Annotated in this window: 13 protein-coding genes; 6 read left to right on the forward strand and 7 right to left on the reverse strand. The window is 59.6% G+C overall.

Features of this window, described 5'->3' with window-relative positions; genetic code table 11:
- Nucleotides 1-54: 54 nt before the first annotated feature.
- From mtgA to ACR0AO_RS07335, 4 genes are all read left to right on the forward strand, one after another.
- Entirely contained in the window at nt 55-795 is a 741-nt protein-coding gene (mtgA, locus tag ACR0AO_RS07320; RefSeq protein WP_480601804.1) for a monofunctional biosynthetic peptidoglycan transglycosylase, read from the forward strand.
- 58 nt (nt 796-853) lie between these two features.
- Nucleotides 854-1,519, forward strand: a complete 666-nt coding sequence (fzlA, locus tag ACR0AO_RS07325) for an FtsZ-binding protein FzlA (RefSeq protein ID WP_480602619.1) — start codon at nt 854-856, stop codon at nt 1,517-1,519.
- 66 nt (nt 1,520-1,585) lie between these two features.
- Nucleotides 1,586-2,623 carry a tRNA epoxyqueuosine(34) reductase QueG gene (gene queG / locus ACR0AO_RS07330; protein WP_480601807.1) on the forward strand — a complete coding sequence of 346 codons (1,038 nt, stop codon included), beginning with the start codon at nt 1,586-1,588 and terminating at the stop codon, nt 2,621-2,623.
- A gap of 72 nt (nt 2,624-2,695) precedes the next feature.
- A complete protein-coding gene (locus ACR0AO_RS07335) occupies nt 2,696-4,699 on the forward strand; it encodes a hydantoinase/oxoprolinase N-terminal domain-containing protein (RefSeq protein WP_480601810.1) in 2,004 nt (667 codons plus the stop codon).
- 41 nt (nt 4,700-4,740) lie between these two features.
- Here ACR0AO_RS07335 and msrA read toward each other — a convergent pair whose 3' ends face one another.
- From msrA to ade, 6 genes are all read right to left on the reverse strand, one after another.
- Nucleotides 4,741-5,253 carry a peptide-methionine (S)-S-oxide reductase MsrA gene (msrA, locus tag ACR0AO_RS07340; RefSeq protein WP_480601814.1) on the reverse strand — a complete coding sequence of 171 codons (513 nt, stop codon included), beginning with the start codon at nt 5,251-5,253 and terminating at the stop codon, nt 4,741-4,743.
- Nucleotides 5,253-5,699: a peptide-methionine (R)-S-oxide reductase MsrB gene (msrB, locus tag ACR0AO_RS07345; protein WP_480601817.1), complete on the reverse strand. Its 447-nt coding sequence runs from the start codon at nt 5,697-5,699 to the stop codon at nt 5,253-5,255. Before msrB ends, msrA begins: the two co-directional genes overlap by 1 nt.
- 129 nt (nt 5,700-5,828) lie before the next feature.
- Nucleotides 5,829-6,707 carry a DMT family transporter gene (locus tag ACR0AO_RS07350; protein ID WP_480601820.1) on the reverse strand — a complete coding sequence of 293 codons (879 nt, stop codon included), beginning with the start codon at nt 6,705-6,707 and terminating at the stop codon, nt 5,829-5,831.
- A 147-nt stretch (nt 6,708-6,854) separates the two neighbouring features.
- Nucleotides 6,855-7,142, reverse strand: coding sequence for an HU family DNA-binding protein (locus ACR0AO_RS07355; RefSeq protein WP_117871130.1), 288 nt, complete (start codon nt 7,140-7,142; stop codon nt 6,855-6,857).
- Between the two features lie 130 nt (nt 7,143-7,272).
- Nucleotides 7,273-8,736 carry an AMP nucleosidase gene (locus tag ACR0AO_RS07360; RefSeq protein ID WP_480601822.1) on the reverse strand — a complete coding sequence of 488 codons (1,464 nt, stop codon included), beginning with the start codon at nt 8,734-8,736 and terminating at the stop codon, nt 7,273-7,275.
- Nucleotides 8,733-10,535: an adenine deaminase gene (gene ade / locus ACR0AO_RS07365; protein WP_480601825.1), complete on the reverse strand. Its 1,803-nt coding sequence runs from the start codon at nt 10,533-10,535 to the stop codon at nt 8,733-8,735. Before ade ends, ACR0AO_RS07360 begins: the two co-directional genes overlap by 4 nt.
- Nucleotides 10,536-10,645: 110 nt before the next feature.
- Between ade and ACR0AO_RS07370 the strand changes: the two genes are divergently transcribed.
- On the forward strand, nt 10,646-11,074 hold the full coding sequence (locus ACR0AO_RS07370; RefSeq protein WP_480601828.1) for a VOC family protein: 429 nt from the start codon (nt 10,646-10,648) through the stop codon (nt 11,072-11,074).
- Nucleotides 11,075-11,175: 101 nt separating this feature from the next.
- On the opposite strand, the gene ACR0AO_RS07375 is transcribed toward ACR0AO_RS07370, so the two are convergent.
- Nucleotides 11,176-12,051: a LysR family transcriptional regulator gene (locus ACR0AO_RS07375; protein WP_480601830.1), complete on the reverse strand. Its 876-nt coding sequence runs from the start codon at nt 12,049-12,051 to the stop codon at nt 11,176-11,178.
- Nucleotides 12,052-12,176: 125 nt separating this feature from the next.
- On the opposite strand from ACR0AO_RS07375, the gene ACR0AO_RS07380 reads away from it, so the two are divergent.
- The gene (locus ACR0AO_RS07380) at nt 12,177-12,932 is read left to right on the forward strand and encodes a class II aldolase and adducin N-terminal domain-containing protein (RefSeq protein ID WP_480601833.1); all 756 of its coding nucleotides are present in this window, start codon (nt 12,177-12,179) and stop codon (nt 12,930-12,932) included.

A 12,932-nucleotide genomic window follows, 5' to 3' on the forward strand; every position in this document is an offset into this window, starting at 1 on the left:
CTGGTTGCGATTTAAGGCTTTCCCCCGGTGGCCGGGGCCTTTTATAGCTGAGGCATGGCAAAGAAAGCAGCACGCAAAACAGGCGGCAAAAAGAATACAGGCGCACGACAAGGCAAACGCCCTGCGTTTTTGCGCAGGGTCGCGCGAATAGCGGTCCGGGCGGTGGCAGTTTTGGCGGTTCTGGTTGTGGCGCTTGTCGCGCTTTTTTCGGTTGCCAATCCGCCCGTCACTCACACCATCTGGGCCGAATGGAGGCGCCTGGGACGGGTTGAGCGCGACTGGGTGCCGATAGAGGAAATCGCGCCCACCATGGCGCGCTCGGCCGTTGCGGCGGAGGACGCGAATTTTTGCCTGCATTGGGGCTTCGACGTCGATGCAATCCGGGCCGCACTGGAACAGGGCGGAGAGCGCGGCGCGTCGACCATTTCGCAACAGGTGGTCAAGAACGTGTTCCTTTGGCAGGGGCGCAGCTGGGTTCGCAAAGCGATGGAAACCTCGATCACGCCGGTGGTCGAACTGTTCTGGAGCAAGCGGCGCATACTTGAAGTCTATCTGAACGTCGCCGAGATGGGCGAGGGCGTCTTTGGCGTGGAAGCGGCGTCGCGGAAATACTTTGGCGTTTCGGCGGCCGATTTGTCCCCGACGCAGGCGGCGCGGATCGCGGCGATCCTGCCGTCTCCGCGGCGGAGATCGGTGACCGATCCATCCGTCCGAACCCGCAGGCGGGCCGCGGCCATCCGTGACGGGGCGGCCACCATTCGCGCAGATGGTCGCGCGGATTGTTTCGAGGATTGAAACCCAAGGGCCAGCAAGGCTATTGCTGGGGGACAGTCACTGGTTCGAACGGAATTTCATGGCGCGCCTGTTTCACGTCCCCCTGTCCCCGTATTGTCGCAAGGTCCGGTTGTCGCTTGCGGAAAAGAAAATCGAAGTCGAGCTTGTCGAGGAGCGCTATTGGGAAGGCGACCCGGATTTTCTGCGTCGGAACCCTGCAGGCAAGGTGCCGGTGCTTCGGCTGGATGGCCATGTCATGGCCGAAAGTGCGGCCATCTGCGAATATATCGAAGAAACCCGGCCTGAACCGCCGCTGATGCCCAAAACCCCCGAGGCCCGGCTTGAAGTGCGGCGGCTGGTGGGTTGGTTCGACGACAAGTTCCACCACGAGGTGACCTCGAAACTGCTGTATGAACGGGTCAACAAGAAAGTGACCGGTCAGGGCTATCCGGACAGCAAGAACGTCAAGCAGGGCGCGCGCGCCATCAAGTATCATCTCGACTATATGGCGTGGTTGCTGGACCATCGCCGCTGGCTGGCCGGCGATCAGATGACGCTGGCGGATTTCGCGGCCGCCGCGCATCTGTCGGCGTTGGATTATATCTCGGATGTGGACTGGAATCGCAGTCAGGTGGTCAAGGACTGGTACGCCAAGATCAAGTCGCGCCCGGCTTTCCGATCGATACTGGCGGATCAGGTTCCGGGATTTCGTCCGCCTTCCCACTACGCCGATCTCGATTTCTGATATACGCAGAATGTTGGTGGGCTTTGACCCGGTGGATCACTCCACTACGCGGAAAGACATGCCGAAATGGCGGATAATGCGGATCTGAAAGAAAAGCTGCTCTCACAAGCCCTGGCCGAAGGGTTTGTGGCGTGCCGTATTTGTCGACCCCGGGATGTGCCGCAGGTTCCCGGCCGTCTGACCGCTTTTCTTGAGGCCGGTTATCACGGGCAGATGGGATGGATGGCCGAGCGCACGCACTGGCGCGGCGATCCGGCGGTTTTGTGGCCCGAGGCGCGGTCGGTGATCATGCTGGCCGAAAGCTATACGCCCGCACACGACCCGACTGCGATTCTTGAGAAGCCAGAGCATGGGGCGATTTCCGTTTATGCGCAGAACAAGGATTATCATGATCTGGTCAAGAAACGCCTGAAACGGCTGGCCCGCTGGCTGATTGCCGAGGCCGGCGGCGAGGTGAAGGTATTCGTCGATACCGCCCCGGTTCCCGAAAAGGCGCTTGGACAGGCGGCGGGCCTCGGCTGGCAGGGCAAGCACACCAATCTGGTCAGCCGCGATTGGGGGAATTGGGCCTTTTTAGGGTCTGTTTTCACCACGATCGACCTGCCGATTGATGATGCTGAACGGGATCGCTGCGGGTCGTGCCGTGCCTGCCTTGACAGTTGTCCCACCGACGCATTTCCGGCACCCTATCGGTTGGATGCCCGCCGCTGCATCTCGTATCTCACTATCGAACACAAAGGCCCGATAGATGAAGAACTGCGCGGGAAACTGGGCAACCGGATTTACGGCTGCGACGACTGTCTGGCGGCCTGTCCCTGGAACAAGTTCGCCGTCGCCGCCAGCGACATACGATATGCGGCGCGGGAAGAGTTGAAGGCGCCACGGCTGAAAGAGCTTGCAACCCTGGATGACGCCGCATTTCGCGCGATGTTTTCCGGCTCTCCGATCAAGCGGATCGGGCGAGACCGGTTCGTGCGAAATGTGCTCTACGCCATCGGGAATTCAGGATTGGCGAATCTGCGGCCATCGGCTCAGGCTTTGGTGGACGATTCCGACCCGGCGGTGGCGGATGCTGCGCGATGGGCGGTGAAACAATTGTCATAAGTGACGCAAACAGGCTGGACGCGTCACGCCAATTCGGTAAATCCCCCGTCAGCGAACAGAAGGAGTAACCCGATGGCATTGGCTTTGGGCGTGGATACTGGCGGCACCTACACCGATGCCGTTTTGGTCAAGGACGAGAAACAGGTCATCGCCTCGGCCAAGTCCCTGACGACGCGGGTCGATCTGGCCATCGGCGTGGGCAAGGCGATTTCAGCGGTTCTGGAACAGGCCGGTATTTCCGCAAATGAAGTGTCTCTGGCCTCGCTATCCACCACGCTAGCGACCAACGCGCTGGTCGAAGGTCAGGGCGGGCGGGTCGCGCTGATCTATATCGGGTTTCGCGACGGCGACCTCGAAAAACACGGGCTGCGCGACGCGTTGAAGGGCGACCCGGCTTTGGAGATTTCCGGCGGGCACAGCCACGCGGGAAACCAGGTGCATCCGCTCGACATCGCGGCGCTGAAGGATTTCCTTGAAACCAACAAGGGGATTTCCGGATTTGCTGTCGCGGCACAATTCGCCACGCGCAATCCGGCGCACGAGTTGGAGGCGGCCCGGATCATCGCCGAGACAACCGGCGCCCCGGTCACCTGCTCGCATCAGCTTTCGGCCAAACTGAACGGGCCAAAAAGGGCGGTGACGGCCGTTTTGAACGCGCGTCTTATCGGCATGATCGACCGCCTGATCGGCCGGGCGCAGGACACCCTCTACGATCTGGGAATTTCCGCGCCCATGATGGTGGTGAGGGGGGACGGTGCGCTGATGAGCGCCGAACAGGCGCGCGAGCGGCCGATCGAAACGATTTTGAGCGGACCGGCAGCCTCGATCGTCGGGGCGCGCTGGCTGACCGGTGTGGAAAACGCGATTGTTTCGGACATCGGCGGAACCACGACCGATGTAGCGTTGATCCGCGATGGCAAGCCTGCAATCGATCCGGCGGGTGCGCAGGTTGGCGGTTTTCGGACAATGGTCGAAGCGGTCGCAATGCGTACCCATGGCCTGGGCGGCGACAGTCAGGTTCATGTTGTGACCGACGGGCTGGCTGGCGGTGTATTTCTGGGACCACGACGGGTCTTGCCGATTTCTTTGATCGCCACCGAAGAAGGGGGAATCATTCACGACTTTCTCGACGAGCAGTTGCGCTCAACATCGGTCGGCGAATATGACGCCCGTTTCGCACGGATCGTTCCAGGGGTTCCGACCGAAGGTGTCGGACCACGCGAAGGGATATTGCTGGAACGGCTGGGCAACCGGGTCCTCCCGCTTGGCCGGTTACTGAGAACGCGGATGGAAAACGGTGCTCTGTCACGGCTGGTGGACCGGGGCATCGTTCAGGTGTCGGGCGTGACGCCCTCTGATGCCAGCCATGTTCTGGGGTCTCTGGAAGCATGGGATACCGAAGCGGCCCAAAAAGCGTTGGAACTGTATTCAAGAAAGCGCGTCGGATCCGGTGAAAAGCTGGCAAGAAGTGCCGAGGATCTGGCGCAGTTGATCATCGGTCAATTGACCGAACAGACCAGTTTGACCCTTTTAGAGACTGCTTTTGCCGAAGAAGCCGAAAACTTCGGCCTGCCGCCCGAGCAATTGGCCCGGCATGTTCTGACGCGGCGCGCCCTGTCAGGTCACCGCGGCCTGCTGGCATTGGACGCTGCGTTCAACGTGGATATCGTGGGGTTGGGTGCGTCCGCGCCAAGTTATTATCCGGCGGTTGGGGACAGGTTGCGTTCGAACATGATCCTTCCGGAACATGCGGGTGTGGCGAACGCGATCGGGGCCGTCGTCGGCCGAGTGACTTTCCGGCGGGCAGGCACGGTCACCAGCCCGTCCGAAGGCCGGTTCAGGGTGCATCTGGAGGAAGGGCCCGAAGACTACGGAAACTCGGACGAAGCGCTGGCGCTGCTCGAAGCGGTGCTCCGCTCCGAGGCGGAAGGCGCGGCAAAGGAAGCCGGTGCCGCAGACATTCGGATCATCGTCGAACGTGATATCAAAACCGTGCAGGTCGAAGGGCGTCAGGTCTTTGTCGAAGGCATGCTCACGGTCGAGGCCAGCGGCCGCCCGCGCGTCGCAATCGGCTGAAAAGGCGCGGCCCGAGATCCGCGCCATCTCAGGATCAGAGCCTATTCTGCGGCGTCTGCCCGCTTTGGCACCACCCATTCGGGGCGTGCGAAATGGCAGGTGTACCCGTGGGGTATTCGGACGAGATAGTCCTGGTGTTCCGGCTCGGCTTCCCAGAAATCCCCGACCGGTTCCAGCTCGGTCACCACCTTGCCGGGCCACAATCCGCTCGCGTCAACGTCGGCGATGGTATCCAGCGCTACCTGCCGTTGCTCCGCATCCACATAGTAGATAGCGGAACGATAGCTCATCCCCATGTCGTTGCCCTGGCGGTTCACGGTTGTCGGATCATGAATCTGAAAGAAAAATTCCAGTATCTGGCGGAATGAGATCTCTGCAGGATCGAACCAGATCTCGATCCCTTCGGCATGAGTTCCGTGATTGCGATAGGTCGCGTTTGGCACATCACCGCCGGTATAGCCAACGCGGGTACGGCTGACGCCGGGCAGCTTGCGAATCAGATCCTGCATGCCCCAAAAACATCCTCCGGCAAGTACGGCACGTTGTTCGCTCATCAGATATCCTCCACCTGATCCAGATACTCGCCATAGCCTTCGGCCTCCATGTCGTCGCGATGCACGAAACGGAGCGCGGCCGAATTGATGCAATACCTTAGCCCCCCATGCTCTCGCGGGCCATCGGGAAAGACATGCCCCAGGTGACTGTCACCGTGTTTCGAACGCACCTCGGTTCGGATCATGCCCAGGCTGCGGTCTTCGAATTCTTCGACATGAGCATGTTCCACCGGCTTTGTGAAACTCGGCCAGCCGCAGCCGGATTCGTATTTGTGCGTCGAGGCGAACAAAGGCTCACCGGAAACGATGTCGACATAGATACCGGGTTCCTTGTTGTACAGGTGTTTGCCGGTTCCAGGGCGTTCGGTTCCACTGCGTTGCGTGATGTGAAACTCTTCGGGGGAAAGCGCGGCGACGGCCTCGGGGTTCTTTGTGTATCGGGTCATTGCGCCTCCTGTCTGGCATTGTATTCGCAGTAAATGGGGCTCTGCGGCGAAAAGCAAAGGCATATTTCAGTCACCTCGCGCGGAAGTGCGGGCGATGAGATTGGGCGTCGGAACCAACGCTCCGGCGTTTTAGGCCACTCTGGGGACCGGTTGCCGCGAGAGCTGAACCGCAAGAATGCCGGCGGTGGTGATCGCAACACCGATGGCATCCAAGGTACCAAGTCGTTCCCCCAACAACGCATAAGCGATAGCCACTCCAAAAACCGGATTCAGAAAGTGGAAAGTCGCCGCCCGGATCGGGCCAATACGGTTAAGCAGAAGAAACCAGACGAATGTCGCGGTCAGACCGGGAATGAATGTCGTATAGGCGAACGCAAGCGCCAGCGGCCAGGTCGGGTGAATTCGGATCGTCTCAAAGACCGGAGCGGCGATGAACAGGATGGCCGATCCCACCAGCATTTGCAGCCCGACAACCATCATGAAGTTGCCACCCGAGGTCGCCCCGCGCACAGCCAACGTGGCAAAGGTCAGGGCCAGGGCGCCAATACCGCACAGGGTGACACCAAACGGGTCGATTCCTGCATTGATCCTTTCGCCCATGATCATGGCAACACCCGCAAACCCGGCCAAAAGGCCGAGAATTCCGAGCGGCCGCAGTTTTTCGCCGAACAGGACCCAGCTGGCCAAAGCGACAAGCAGAGGCATTGTGGACGCGATGATCGCGGCCATTGAGGCTTCAACTGTCTGCATGGCATAGAAATTCAGACCCAGATAAAGGGCATTCTGGCAAATTCCGAACAGGATCGTCGCGTACCATTGTGACCGGGTCAGTCGCCAGCTTTGCCCCATCGCCCGGGCAATCAGAACGCCCAGAATACCGGAAATCAGAAATCTCAATGCCAGCGAAAACAGGGGCGACGCATCGGCGACGATGATCCGCGCTGATGTAAAGGCCGATGACCACATGAAGGCAAAGGCCAGCCCCATGGCGATGGCGCGAAGATCCACGAAAAGCGCCCCCAAAATGAATGGGGGGACTTTTTCGCATTTTCTGATGGCCTGCAAGCGCTCTGTTGTCGCCTAAACAATATTTGCCTGCTGCAAAAGAAAAGGGCCGCCCCGGGGCGACCCTTGTTCCAATTCGCTTGAACCGGATCAGCCGTTCACGCTGTCTTTCAGCGCTTTGGCGATGGTCATTTTCACCACTTTGTCGGCTTCCTTGGTAAAGGTTTCGCCGGTGGCGGGATTGCGAACCTGACGCTCGGGGCGTTCGCGGCAATAGATTTTGCCAACACCCGGCAGAGTGACTGCACCGCCGGCGGAAACTTCGCGCGTGATCAGGCCGGTGATGGCCTCCAACGCGGAGTTGGCGGATTTCTTGTCGGTTCCCATTTCCTCAGCGAGAGCAGCAACCAGCTGAGTCTTGGTCATAGGCTTTGCCATTTCTTGGTCTCCTTACAGTGCCCGATCCATAGGGCCTCACCGCGTAACTGTAACGGTATATTGTGGGGGAACACAACGAATAGTAGCGCACGAATCCCTAAAAATAGGGGGATTTCGTTGCTTTTTTGCGTCACAGAAAGGCCGTTTCGTCGAAAGAACGCAATTTCCGGCTGTGCAACCGCTCCAGCGGCATCCCCCTGAGTGCCTCCATCGCCCGGATTCCAATCGCCAGATGTCGACTGACCTGTGTGTTATAAAAGGACGAGGCCATGCCGGGAAGCTTCAATTCGCCATGCAGCGGCTTGTCCGACACGCAAAGCAACGTGCCGTAGGGAACCCTGAACCTGTATCCATTTGCGGCGATGGTGGCGCTTTCCATGTCAAGCGCAATGGCGCGGGACTGGCTGAGGCGCTGAACCGGGCCGGACTGGTCGCGCAGTTCCCAGTTTCGGTTATCGACCGACGCGACCGTTCCTGTCCGCATGACGCGCTTGAGCTCGTACCCTTCCAGTTCAGTGACTTCGGCCACCGCCTTTTCCAGAGCGATCTGTATTTCTGCAAGCGGCGGGATCGGCACCCAGACCGGCAGGTCGTCGTCCAGCACCTTGTCTTCGCGCAAATAGGCATGCGCCAGCACGAAATCGCCCAGCGCCTGAGTGTTTCGCAGCCCGGCGCAATGGCCCACCATCAACCATGCATGTGGCCGCAGAACCGCGATATGGTCCGTCGCGGTTTTTGCGTTTGACGGACCCACGCCGATATTGACCAGAGTAATCCCGGAACCATCCGCGCGCTTGAGGTGATAGGTCGGCATTTGCGGCAATTTCAACGGCGCTTCTATAGGCGCGTCGGGATCGAATATCTCAACATTCCCGGTCGCAACGAAACTCGTATATCCGCTGTGCGGTTTGGCCAACTGCGCGCGCGCATAGGCTTCGAACTCCGAGACATAGAACTGATAGTTGGTAAACAGTATGTGGTTCTGAAAGTGTCTGGCATCCGTGGCCGTATAGTGCTCCAGCCGGGCCAGCGAGTAATCGATCCGCTGCGCGGTGAACAGCGCCAGTGGCCCGGTTCCGTTTTCGGGAACATGGGTTCCATTGACGATATCGTCATTGGTCGTCGTCAGATCCGGCACGTCAAAGACATCGCGCAATGTGAATCTGGCCGCACCCTGATGCGGCACGACAAGCGCCGGGTTGTTGGCGACAGCAAAATGAACCGGGATCGGCGTGTCGGAAGGGCCGATCAGGACGGGCTGGTTGTGATTTTTGATCAGCAACGCAATCTGTTGCGTCAAATAGGACCGGAACAGGTCAGGCCGCGTCACGGTTGTGGCGTGATGTCCGGGTTCGGAAACGTGACCGAAGCTGAGACGGCTGTCGATCTGCGCATAAGACGACGTCTTGATCCTGATTTCGGGGTAATACGCCCTATAGCGTTCACTGGGCGAACCATTCTCGATTGCCTCGGAGAACTTTTCGCACAGAAATCCCGTCGCCTGTTCATACAACTCTTCCAGCCGCATTGTGGCGGCTGCGGGATCGGAAAAGGCTTTGGCCGCCGGTGCGTCTGGTGTTTTTGTCTTTGTCATTCACGCGGTTCCAAAAGGTCAATCATTTCAAATGTGCGCACATCGACCAGCCCAAGGTCCGAAATGCGAAGTTCGGGAATGACCACGAGTGCCAACAGCGAATGTTGCATATACGCGTTGTTCAGGCGGCACCCGCAGGCCAGCATCGCTTCAACCAATGTCTGCGCCTTGGCGGCCACCTCGGTGGCCGGGCTGTCTGACATCAGGCCGGCGATCGGCAGTTCCACCAAGGCCAGTTCCTCACCGTCGCGAAAAATGGTGATACCGCCACCGACCTCGGCCAGGCGGTTGGCGGCAAGAGCCATCTGATCCCGGTCAGTTCCGACGACGATCATGTGATGGCTGTCATGCGCCACGGTCGAGGCCATCGCCACCCTGCCCTCGTAACCGAACCCCGAGACAAAGGCGTTGGTCACTCCCCCGGTGGCGCGGTGACGTTCGACAAGCGCGATCTGGCAGGTGTCGCCGATCCCCTCGACCAGCCCGTCAACGACCGGAAGCTCCGCCTTCAGTGCCTTGGTCGGGGCCTGATTTTCCACCACGCCGATCACGTTGGCGCGTACCTGGTTCGCACCTTCGGGTGCGTGGATTTCAAAGTCAGACGAGGACAGCGCATGTCCCAGATGCACGGTATTGCGCGCTGTGTCTGGCCAGTCGAAATGCGGGCAATCGACCCTGATCCTGCCATTTTCGGCCACCACCTGCCCGCGCGCCATGACCATTTCGACGGGCAATTCCCGCAAATCCGAACTGAGGATGATATCCGCCCGCCGTCCCGGCGTGATAGAACCGATTTCGCGCTCCAGCCCGAAATGGCTCGCGGTATTGAGCGTCGCCATCTGCAACGCGACCAGCGGATCGCACCCACAGGCGATGGCATGGCGAACGACCCGGTTCATATGACCGTCATTGACCAATGTGCCCGAATGGCAATCGTCAGTGCACAGAATGAAGTTGCGCGAATCAAGGCCCTTTTCCGTGACCGCAGTGATCTGGCTTTCCACATCGTACCAGGCCGAACCTAACCGCATCATCGACCGCATACCCTGACGCACGCGGGCGATTGCGTCCGCCTCGCAGGTACCTTCATGGTCGTCTGCAGGGCCACCGGCGACATAGGCGGCGAAATCAGGCCCTAAATCGGGCGAAGCATAGTGCCCGCCAACGGTTTTCCCCGCCCGTTGCGTGGCCGCAATCTCGGCCAGCATTTTGGGATCCGCGTTGGAAACACCAGGAAAATTCATCATCTCGCCCAATCCGATGATACCGGGCCAGGCCATGGCTTCGGCCACATCATCGGGCGAAATCTCGTACCCGGTGGTTTCAAGACCAGGTGCGGACGGCGCGCAGGACGGCATCTGGGTAAAGATGTTGACGGGTTGCATCAGCGCCTCGTCATGCATCATGCGCACACCTTCCAGCCCCAGCACGTTCGCGATTTCATGCGGATCGGTGAACATCGAGGTAGTGCCATGAGGGATCACCGCGCGGGCGAATTCCGCAGGGGTCAGCATACCGGATTCGATGTGCATATGCGCGTCGCACAGCCCGGGGATCATGAAGCGGCCCTGCGCCTCGATGATCTGCGTATCGGATCCCATGCAATGCGATGCATCCGGTCCGACAAAGGCGATACGGCCTGCGGCAATGGCGATGGAGTGATCGGGCAATGCTTCCCGGCTGTGCACGTTGATCCAAATGCCGCCACGAATGACCGTGTCGGCGGCTTCGCGCCCGGCGGCAACGGCGATGAGACGGGGGGCGACGTCGGGCCAGCTTGGGAAAAGTGCATGTTCCATGGCTCAACTTTCCCGAATGTTCGGTCGGGCGCAACCCCTGCCATGCGCCCGTCATCAAACCTTCATCGCCACGGCTTGACCGGATGCCCAGGAGCGTTGAATCTGCCACCATGGATTATGAAACCACAGATGCGGAAACGTTCGGCCGATCCCTGAGCGGGATCGGACTGAACATTCTGGTGCGCGACGTGAAGGCGGAATGCGCCTTTCTGGAGACAGTCTTTGCGATGGCAAGCCACCAGGTCACTGACGATTTCGCAATTGTCACTTATGGAAACCAGGTGTTTCAGTTGCATTCCGACGGCACCTATCACTCCAACCCTCTTCTCGGGATTTTGCCGGAAAACCCGCCCAGAGGGGCCGGCCTGGAAATCCGTCTCTATGATACCGATCCCGACAATTCCGTCGTAAAGGCCAGGGAATATGGAGCAACGGTACTGCAAGAGGCGACGGACAAACCGCACGGCCTTCGCGAGGCGTATATCCTTTGCGAAAACGGCTATGCCTGGGTCCCCAGCCGCGCGAAAGATCAGACCTGATACGCTGCCGCGTCAAGCGGGCCTGCCCGCTTGACGCCGGGCCCAACCAGAGGAGGCGCCGCAATGCGGCGCCGGCAATGGGCGGGAGCATCCCGTATTGACTATCGCGCTGTGCTGGCGGCGATTTCCGACCGTATCCAGTCGGCAAATGCGGTTGCGCCGGGCATCTCCTCCGCTTGCGGCGACAGCAGCAGATAATATGCCTCGGGCATCGGCACGCGGCGATCGAACGGCGCCCTCAGGCGGCCCTCCTGCAAAAGCCGCGATGCAATCATGTCATGGGCCAGGCACAACCCGCCTCCGGCCATGGCCGCAGCCAGGCCGACCAGATAGGTGCTGGCATAGGTAATCGGTGGATTGGCCCAGTTCAGACCCTGATCTTCGGCCCAACCGGCCCAATTCGACAGCAGGTTCGAACAGTCATAGAGCGGTTGTTCATGCAGATTGCCGAGCGTCACGGAATACCAGGGGGCGCAGACGGGGTAATAGTGATCGGTCATCAGTAATTCGGTGCGAACCGTATCCGCTGGGCGCAGCGAATACCGGATTTCGACCGCCGCGCCTTCGGCCATCTCACGCGGTTCCCAAAGTTCGGTGAAAATGTTCAGATGCACCTCCGGGTGCATCGCCTTGAATTGCGGGAGGCGAGGCGCAAGCCAGTTCACGGAAAAGGTGATGTTGCACTGAACCTGAACCGTGTCCTGCCGGTCTCCGGTCACGGCCTGGGTGCCGCGCAACAATGTCCGGAACGCGTCGCGGACGACGGGCAAATAGGTGGTCCCCGCTTCGGTCAATTCCAACGCGCGCGGACGCCGGTGAAACAGCGGTTGCCCCAGATACCCTTCCAATGACTTGATCTGCTGGCTGACGGCGCTCTGCGTCATGTTCAGATCGCGCGCCGCACCAGTAAAGGAAAGATGTCGCGCCGCTGCTTCGAATGTCCGTAGCCAGCCAAGAGGTGGAAGCCGCGCCCGCATCGTTATAATCCTGGTATAAGTTTCACTAATGAATTACCCGCTTTTTTTTCGTTGGTCAAAACCGCACGGCAAATGCAGGATTCCAGTGGTTCGAAAACGCCGCCATCACTTTCGGGAGATTAGACATGAGCGTCACCAATCTGCTTCCAAACATCGACAACTGGCAGGATCGTGTCGATATGGCCGCCGCATTTCGATGGACCGAGCGGCTGAACATGCACGAAGGCGTGGCCAACCATTTCAGCCTGGCGGTCAACGATGACGGCACCCGGTTTCTGATGAACCCGAACCAGATGCACTTCAGCCGCATTCGGGCCTCGAATCTTCTTTTGCTCGACGCCAACGATCCGGACACGATGAAGAAACCCGGCGCTCCCGATCCGACCGCATGGGGCCTGCATGGCTCGATCCATCGCCATTGTCCGCATGCGCGTTGCGTCATGCATGTGCACTCGACATTCGCAACCGTTCTGGCGTCATTGGCTGACAGCACCCTGCCGCCAATCGATCAGAATACTGCAACCTTCTACAACCGCTACGTGATCGACGATCAGTTCGGCGGGCTGGCCTTTGACAGCGAGGGCGAACGCTGTGCGTCGATGCTGTCCGACCCGAAAAAGAACGTGATGATCATGGGCAATCACGGCGTTCTCGTGATCGGCAAAGACCCGGCGGATGCCTTTAACAGGCTCTATTATTTCGAACGCGCGGCCGAAACCTATGTCCGGGCGTTGCAAACCGGGCAGAAAATGCGGGTGCTGTCGGATGAGATCGCGGAAAAGACCGCGCAGGAGCTAGAAGATTACCCCGGTCAGGCAGAAGCGCATTTGCGTGAAATCAAGGCCGTCCTGGATGCCGAAAGTTCTGATTACGCGAGTTGA

Source organism: Ruegeria sp. AF8 (genome assembly GCF_056541825.1).

Coding starts and splice junctions, on each gene's coding strand:
- msrA (WP_480601814.1), bottom strand. CDS start 5,253: ATGAGCGAACAACGTGCCGTACTTGCCGGAGGATGTTTTTGGGGCATG.
- mtgA (WP_480601804.1), top strand. CDS start 55: ATGGCAAAGAAAGCAGCACGCAAAACAGGCGGCAAAAAGAATACAGGC.
- fzlA (WP_480602619.1), top strand. CDS start 854: ATGGCGCGCCTGTTTCACGTCCCCCTGTCCCCGTATTGTCGCAAGGTC.
- ACR0AO_RS07360 (WP_480601822.1), bottom strand. CDS start 8,736: ATGACAAAGACAAAAACACCAGACGCACCGGCGGCCAAAGCCTTTTCC.
- ACR0AO_RS07370 (WP_480601828.1), top strand. CDS start 10,646: ATGGATTATGAAACCACAGATGCGGAAACGTTCGGCCGATCCCTGAGC.
- ACR0AO_RS07335 (WP_480601810.1), top strand. CDS start 2,696: ATGGCATTGGCTTTGGGCGTGGATACTGGCGGCACCTACACCGATGCC.
- ACR0AO_RS07375 (WP_480601830.1), bottom strand. CDS start 12,051: ATGCGGGCGCGGCTTCCACCTCTTGGCTGGCTACGGACATTCGAAGCA.
- ade (WP_480601825.1), bottom strand. CDS start 10,535: ATGGAACATGCACTTTTCCCAAGCTGGCCCGACGTCGCCCCCCGTCTC.
- ACR0AO_RS07355 (WP_117871130.1), bottom strand. CDS start 7,142: ATGGCAAAGCCTATGACCAAGACTCAGCTGGTTGCTGCTCTCGCTGAG.
- queG (WP_480601807.1), top strand. CDS start 1,586: ATGGCGGATAATGCGGATCTGAAAGAAAAGCTGCTCTCACAAGCCCTG.
- ACR0AO_RS07380 (WP_480601833.1), top strand. CDS start 12,177: ATGAGCGTCACCAATCTGCTTCCAAACATCGACAACTGGCAGGATCGT.
- msrB (WP_480601817.1), bottom strand. CDS start 5,699: ATGACCCGATACACAAAGAACCCCGAGGCCGTCGCCGCGCTTTCCCCC.